Raw genomic sequence first — 5,941 nt, 5'->3', positions numbered from 1 at the left:
GCGACTGACTAGGCGCCTAGGCGGCTAGCTGCTAAGGTGCCAAGGCAGCCGGCAGCAGTGAGCGCCGGCGCACCTGAAACCATGCACGACGACACCCTCGCAGCCGTGCGGCTGCTGGTGCTCGCGCTCGAAACGCACCCGGAGGATCTGGAGATCCTGCAGGTTTACGGCTCGATGGGCGAACACCTGGCCGACTTGATCGCCGACTACATCGACACCGACGAAGACGAAGACGCTTAGGCGACTTGCCACCTAGTCGCCTAGCTGCTTAGCTGCGGCGCATGGCACACCGCGTTCTGACTGTTTGCGGCTTGAAAGGTGGAATCGGCAAGTCGGCCGTTGCCACCAACCTGGCTGCGTGGTGGTCTGCTGCTGGCCAGCGTGTGCTGCTAATTGACGCCGATCCGAATGGCAGCGCCACGAAGCTGCACGCCCGTGGTGAAGGTGCGCTGCTGGCTGCTGGCAGCGCCGTGGCACCAATACAGCAGGCGCCGATGGCAATGGCGAAGCCGTGGGATCTGGTGGTGGTCGACACCGCTGGCGGCAGCCGCGACGAGCAGCGCACCTATGCCGAAGGCAGCGACTTCGTGCTGGCGCCATGCCAGCCAGCGGCAAGCAGCATCGAGCAGGTGATGGACTTGGCCGAGATCCTGAAAGCCACTGGCGTGCCGTTTGGCGTGGTTCTGACCATGGCCGACACCAGGCGCAAGGTCGACGCGATCAAGACCAGGCAAGTGCTTGAACGTGTCGGCTTGCCGGTGCTTGCCAGCCAGATCACGCTGCTGTCGGCATGGCCGAAAGCCGAAGCCGCTGGCGTTGCCGTGCGCGATGCACGCACCGACACCGACAGGCCAGACGCTGGTGCCGTTACGGCATGGCAGCAGGTGGCAGACCTTGCCGCTGAAATTGAAACCAAGCTGAACTGAAATGGACTTCGAGAAACTGCTGCAGCAACGCGAAGCCAAGCAAGCGGCCATCGAGCTGCCAGCACCAGCCGAAGCACCAGCACGCCGCGCACGGCAGCAGGTCGAAGGCAGCAAGCGCAGCAGTTGGAAGATGCGCGCCTGGTATGTGCAGCCAGAAACGGCTAGCCGCCTACGCGCCTATGTGAATAGGCAGCAAGAAAGCGGCACCAGCATCGACGCCAGCGAAGTGGTCGACCAGGCGATCGCCGCATGGCTTGACCAGCAGAGCGCTTAGCTATGTAAGCGCTTTAGCGATCTGGCGTCGCTACTTGCAGCACAGCCAGACAGGCACGCCGTTCTGAGTTGTGCCTATCTGGGTGCAACTGCCGACAGCAAAAGGTTCGTTGTAGTTTGTATATCTAGTGCATTGCTGCTGCTGGTTTAAGTTTGGAAATTGTGCAAAGGCTGCGGAACCAAGAAACGCGTTGAAGACCAGGGAGGAGCCCAGTAGTGCAATTTTATTCATAATCAAGATGAAGCGCTTAGTGCATATCTGTCATCTCGACTATCTTTATGTTGATCGCCTAGGCGGATAGTCACCTAGGCGGCTTGCCGTAACAAGCGTTGCGTCCGTGCCAGCCTGAGAGGCGTGGTGCCGAATCTCAGCCAGCTACCCGTTCGCCTTGCCGCCGGTATTTCTGATGGGCTATCGAAAAGCTGCAATGATGCGCCGCACTCAATACGTCGGCGGTCACTACAGAACAAGCAAGACCGGTAAAAACTATTGGGTCAGCGGTCACATGCGCAACGACAGTCTTGGGTTGAGATCAGTGCAGTGGCCACCCATTCGATGGGGATTGATCTGGGCTATTTTCTTTGCGCCTCTGACTCTTGGTTTGAGCTTCATTCCTTGGCTGGTGCACCAAGAGCTGAAATCCAGAAGGCTCTGAGCCTCACCCCAACAGCAAGCTGCTTGAATCCGCCGGATTGGCGGCCACATAGGCGCCGGTAGTCGCGCTTCTGCTGTGACCGAGCGTCGGCTACAGCGTGAACACATCGGCGCCGCGCCTGATCGCATGCGTGGCATGTGTGTGGCGCATTTTGCGCGGGGGGTGCACGCGGGCTTGCTGGCCCCCGCGGCGCATCCGGTCGGCGATGTCTTGCCGCGTCAGGTGGCCGTCAGTACGCGGCGATGGGAACAACCAGGCATCGGCGGCGCTGCGGCCAAGCGTCTCGAGCAGCGTCCCGTGTCGGCCGTGATCCTGATGGTGTGCGCCTTCGAACCCTTGCCGAGCAGGTGCATCTGGCCGCAGTGTTCGATGGCATCGAAATCGCACCAGCTCAACCTGGCCAGCTCCGACACAGCAACCGATCAGATAGGTCCCTAGCAACTGCGCATAGTCGCTGCCGGTGGGAGCTCCTGCTCAGGGCCAAAGAGCTCAGGCGGTGGGGCATTACTGCCCAGCGGTAGCGGGCCTTGGCGATAGCGCGGGCGTGGCATGGCATTTGCTGCACGGCCCCAAAGCATTTCCTAAGGAGGGCGGCATTCGCGCATCACCGGCTCTTGACGCAGTATCCGCCGGATGAATACCACCCCAGCGGGCATCCGTTGCCGGTTTTTTGAATGGCCTCCCGCTCGTTACTGGGACTGCTAACGCAGTAGCTACCGGAGGAGTAGAAGCCCAGCGGGCAGCCGCCGACCACCTTTTCAATGGCGCCCCGGGTGTTGCCGCTGCTGCTGGGCACGCAGTAACCGCCAGAGCTGTAGTAGCCAAGCGGGCAGCTACCCACTTTGGACAGGGGTTGGACCGGCTGCTGGGCCAGGGCGCTGCCTGCCGCCAAGGCTGCGAGTGCAAAGCCAAAGAGCAGCCGCTTTCGGGCCATTGTCATGCGAGGTGGATGCACAGGTTGGCGCTGCCGGTGCAAACTCCGGCGATGGCTAGACGGTTTCTACTGGCTGCGGTCGCTTTGGTGGCGCTGTCGTGGCCCGCAGTGGCAGTCGCCCAGCCTGCCACCGCCACCATCCTTTCGATCGGCGATGGCGACACCATCCGCGTCCGCCAGGGGGGGGAAGGCGCTCACTTTACGGCTGGCCTGCATCGATGCACCTGAGACGGCCCAGAGCCCCTACGGCCAGTGCCCGGTGCAGAACACTCAGGCGGCGGTCACTGGAGTGTGGTGATCGGTCTCACCGAACCCTGGCGGTGGTGATCAGCACCCTGCCGACATACCGTAGATTCATCAAAAGTGCATCAACACTAATGAGGGAAGACCAGCTACGCTTCTTGCGCCAACTAATTCAAAGCGAAATTAGATGTGCATTAATAGCCAAGAATAATCTATCGGATTCATTTAAGCTAGAACGGGAGAATGATCAACATTGGGAGACGCTAATAAATAGCTTTGACTACGAAGTCGATGAAGATGATGACGAGGAAGAATGAGCAGAGCGGCAGCCCGCTCCTATTGCACCGCCTGGGCTGGTCCTGCTACCTTTAGAACTGCGGGCAAAAAACAAGCGGCTTTCCTTTTGCATTTCCACCGCCTATAATTAAATAAGCGGTTGCTCTTTGCTTGTGATGAACAAGACACTGCCTTCTGCGACTGATTATCTAAGTTGCAGAGAGAGCTATCAGACTGAGCTGCATTGCTATCGAAGACTTAAAAGTATGCTCAAGGAAGCTCTAGCCGCTAGTGAAGCTGGGGACTTAGAGTAAATGATGCCTGCTGCTCGCAGCCAGAAGCGTCATCCTGCTTCAACGCTAATTGAGCTTTTTAATCAGCAAAGCCATGCCTTCGACAAGGAAGCAAGCCTCTGGGACACCGCAGAAGAAATGCAGAAGCGTATGGTGGCTGCTGCTTAAGCACAAGTGCAGAAGGATCTTGTTGCTCTTGATTGTTGATTATCACCGTTTCTTGCCCGCCTTCAAATGAAAAGCCTATTATCAATCCTTTGCATATCAGTATCCGCCACCGATGTCGTAGCGACAAAAATAACTGCTGTAACAACCCAATGCAGCACCAAGGGCCCATCCACAGTGCAAGAACAGTATCCAACATAGAATCACATTGAATTGAACTCTGGTCTAAGCCCAACCACAATCAATGAAGAAGTGATCTCCACTTATGTGAAATAAACATTGCGATCATCGATAAAAGCAGCGCTTTAAAGGACCTGACCGTTTGCTGGGGTGCTAATGGCATTTCAGACTACGGGTCGCCTAGAGTCAGGAGCATCAGAGAGCTGTACATATAATAAAATATAGCCGCTGCGCAGAATCAGAAGATAATGTTATGGGCTGCCTACATAACATGACTACAAGTGTCGATGCTATCGATTAAAAGCTCAATCTAATGTAGGGTTCATGCATTGGCTCTGTTCAGCAAATGACGCTCGACTCAGTAGATACGCTCTCTCTCAACCGCGAGGTTCTTCTCTCCCCCGAGACATCCGCTGAAAATAAGACGATCGCACTGCTGGAGCTCGAGAAGCGTGGCCTAGAGTTCCTGTGCCCAATAGCTAAAGCGATCTATCTAATTGAGACCGATCGCATCGATCAAGTTGATGCCCTGGATGCATTAGGCAGTTTATGGGCTATTGACGATAGCGAAGCCAGGGGAACCGGAGAATACGGAGATTCCTTTGCCGACGTCACCGAAATAGTTAACCATTCAATCGATATCTCAATTGGCGAATCTCAGATCAAATTGGAATTTGCTTCAAGCTCAACAATGGTTCTTTGTGATGATTTCTGGCCTACATATTGTCGATCAGCTTGCGCACTCGAATGGTGCCAAGATATTCCGCTAACGCCACATGGCATTGTCCCAAGGGTTTTTAATGCGCTCACTTCGAATGCAATACAGAGTCAAAGAAGCCCTAATGGATATCCCACAGACAGCGGGGCCTTCATTGGCACCTGTACATATAGCCTTATAGCTATAAATGGGCTTGCCGTGTCTGGTCCAACGTTCTCCGACTCATACCACGAGCAAGGCTGGGAAGGTTTCAACGACGCGTTCCCCCAGCGCTGGGATGAAGAGGGTGACAACGGTGATGACCAAAGTATGTTTTGCTGGGCACATTACCTAACTCAAAAACAGGCTAAGACGCTTGGATTTGCAAAGACAGGAAAGGCTGCATACGGAAAAAAACGCCACTATCCTGGATGGCTCCCAAAAATATTGAAAGAGAATGAAGATGCATTATGGGTACACTCGGACGATATAAAATCTAGCTACAATAGTGGCGTAATAACAATTAAGCCGTCAACGAATGCCTGGGTTGCTATTGGGGGCGGATCAAGCTGGGATCCAAGTGAGCAAGATTCTGTTGAAGATTCATTAAAATATGCAGATTGGGAAAAGTTTCCTGTAAAAGCACCACCTTTGCTAATTACAGAAATTTGCATCGGTGCCGAATATCCTCCTGCCGAGCTAGTAGCCCTGCTTCCTTACATGCAGAAGCTCTTCTCGTTAATCTGATATGTTGAGAGATTGATAATCTAAGCAGGCAGATAACATAAAACCTGTAGCGATTAATTTTTGGACAGAAAAGGAGCCAAACAACCACTTATGAGGGCGCCTAGAAATTCGGCCCCCTGTTGGTACCAGGCCAAGAGGTCTCGTACCAGTGTCTACCTAGGCTTGCTGTACCGTCATCGAAACCAGTATTTTGTCGTAGTGCCCTCAATAGGTCTCAGACAATTAATCAAGCTGTGAAAGCGATTTCTCAGCCGCCCGGAGTAATTCAATAAGCTCCGAGGACGAATCATCTGTGGTGAATTTTTCAAAAGTGTGATCAGATTGGTTAGCAGCTAAAGAAGATGAATCAATCTTGCCTAGAGGCTTTGCGGAGCCTAATTGCTCATAATATTTAGAAGGAACAATGCCCTCATCATCAATTCGAACGATAGATCCACTATCAAGCTTTTTTAGGCCTTTTGCCCTAAGAAGCTCTTCATAAAAGAGCGTGAAACATAATACCTCCTTCCATTTAGGACCTACACGGACAAAGCCAGCGCCCAAAACTAATT

At 54.0% G+C, this 5,941-nt stretch carries 11 protein-coding genes; 9 read left to right on the top strand and 2 right to left on the bottom strand.

Annotation, left to right across the window (positions count from 1 at the left end; genetic code table 11):
• The first annotated feature begins 36 nt into the window (after nucleotides 1-36).
• From KBZ15_RS16715 to KBZ15_RS16695, 5 genes are all read left to right on the top strand, one after another.
• On the top strand, nucleotides 37-240 hold the full coding sequence (locus KBZ15_RS16715; protein WP_255016341.1) for a hypothetical protein: 204 nt from the start codon (nucleotides 37-39) through the stop codon (nucleotides 238-240).
• Between the two features lie 41 nt (nucleotides 241-281).
• The gene (locus KBZ15_RS16710) at nucleotides 282-926 is read left to right on the top strand and encodes an AAA family ATPase (protein WP_255016340.1); all 645 of its coding nucleotides are present in this window, start codon (nucleotides 282-284) and stop codon (nucleotides 924-926) included.
• 1 nt (nucleotide 927) lies between these two features.
• Complete coding sequence (locus tag KBZ15_RS16705) at nucleotides 928-1,200, top strand: hypothetical protein (protein ID WP_255016339.1); 273 nt, start codon at nucleotides 928-930, stop codon at nucleotides 1,198-1,200.
• Nucleotides 1,201-1,588: 388 nt separating this feature from the next.
• On the top strand, nucleotides 1,589-1,855 hold the full coding sequence (locus KBZ15_RS16700) for a hypothetical protein (protein ID WP_255016338.1): 267 nt from the start codon (nucleotides 1,589-1,591) through the stop codon (nucleotides 1,853-1,855).
• Between the two features lie 141 nt (nucleotides 1,856-1,996).
• On the top strand, nucleotides 1,997-2,293 hold the full coding sequence (locus KBZ15_RS16695) for a hypothetical protein (protein ID WP_255016337.1): 297 nt from the start codon (nucleotides 1,997-1,999) through the stop codon (nucleotides 2,291-2,293).
• 166 nt (nucleotides 2,294-2,459) lie between these two features.
• On the opposite strand, the gene KBZ15_RS16690 is transcribed toward KBZ15_RS16695, so the two are convergent.
• Nucleotides 2,460-2,795, bottom strand: coding sequence for a hypothetical protein (locus tag KBZ15_RS16690; RefSeq protein WP_255016336.1), 336 nt, complete (start codon nucleotides 2,793-2,795; stop codon nucleotides 2,460-2,462).
• Between the two features lie 9 nt (nucleotides 2,796-2,804).
• Here KBZ15_RS16690 and KBZ15_RS16685 point away from each other — a divergent pair, with 9 nt between their 5' ends.
• The 4 genes from KBZ15_RS16685 to KBZ15_RS16670 all read left to right on the top strand — a co-directional run bounded on the left by KBZ15_RS16685 (nucleotide 2,805) and on the right by KBZ15_RS16670 (nucleotide 5,390).
• Entirely contained in the window at nucleotides 2,805-3,017 is a 213-nt protein-coding gene (locus KBZ15_RS16685; RefSeq protein WP_255016335.1) for a hypothetical protein, read from the top strand.
• 95 nt (nucleotides 3,018-3,112) lie between these two features.
• The gene (locus KBZ15_RS16680; RefSeq protein WP_255016334.1) at nucleotides 3,113-3,349 is read left to right on the top strand and encodes a hypothetical protein; all 237 of its coding nucleotides are present in this window, start codon (nucleotides 3,113-3,115) and stop codon (nucleotides 3,347-3,349) included.
• Nucleotides 3,350-3,622: 273 nt separating this feature from the next.
• Nucleotides 3,623-3,769, top strand: coding sequence for a hypothetical protein (locus tag KBZ15_RS16675; RefSeq protein WP_255016333.1), 147 nt, complete (start codon nucleotides 3,623-3,625; stop codon nucleotides 3,767-3,769).
• A 523-nt stretch (nucleotides 3,770-4,292) separates the two neighbouring features.
• The gene (locus KBZ15_RS16670; protein ID WP_255016332.1) at nucleotides 4,293-5,390 is read left to right on the top strand and encodes a hypothetical protein; all 1,098 of its coding nucleotides are present in this window, start codon (nucleotides 4,293-4,295) and stop codon (nucleotides 5,388-5,390) included.
• A gap of 222 nt (nucleotides 5,391-5,612) precedes the next feature.
• Here KBZ15_RS16670 and KBZ15_RS16665 read toward each other — a convergent pair.
• Nucleotides 5,613-5,941 (bottom strand): hypothetical protein (locus KBZ15_RS16665; protein WP_255016330.1); only part of this gene is annotated, 329 nt, incomplete at its 5' end.

This window comes from Cyanobium sp. BA20m-p-22 (genome assembly GCF_024346275.1).
Lineage (GTDB): Bacteria > Cyanobacteriota > Cyanobacteriia > PCC-6307 > Cyanobiaceae > Cyanobium_A.
Note: the sequence above shows the minus strand (reverse complement) of the source record. Positions and strands in the feature narration are given on the sequence as shown.

Excerpts from the sequence above, each read along its gene's own strand:
- KBZ15_RS16685 (WP_255016335.1), top strand. The coding sequence starts at position 2,805 with ATGCACAGGTTGGCGCTGCCGGTGCAAACTCCGGCGATGGCTAGACGG.
- KBZ15_RS16690 (WP_255016336.1), bottom strand. The coding sequence starts at position 2,795 with ATGACAATGGCCCGAAAGCGGCTGCTCTTTGGCTTTGCACTCGCAGCC.
- KBZ15_RS16710 (WP_255016340.1), top strand. The coding sequence starts at position 282 with ATGGCACACCGCGTTCTGACTGTTTGCGGCTTGAAAGGTGGAATCGGC.
- KBZ15_RS16670 (WP_255016332.1), top strand. The coding sequence starts at position 4,293 with ATGACGCTCGACTCAGTAGATACGCTCTCTCTCAACCGCGAGGTTCTT.
- KBZ15_RS16705 (WP_255016339.1), top strand. The coding sequence starts at position 928 with ATGGACTTCGAGAAACTGCTGCAGCAACGCGAAGCCAAGCAAGCGGCC.
- KBZ15_RS16675 (WP_255016333.1), top strand. The coding sequence starts at position 3,623 with ATGATGCCTGCTGCTCGCAGCCAGAAGCGTCATCCTGCTTCAACGCTA.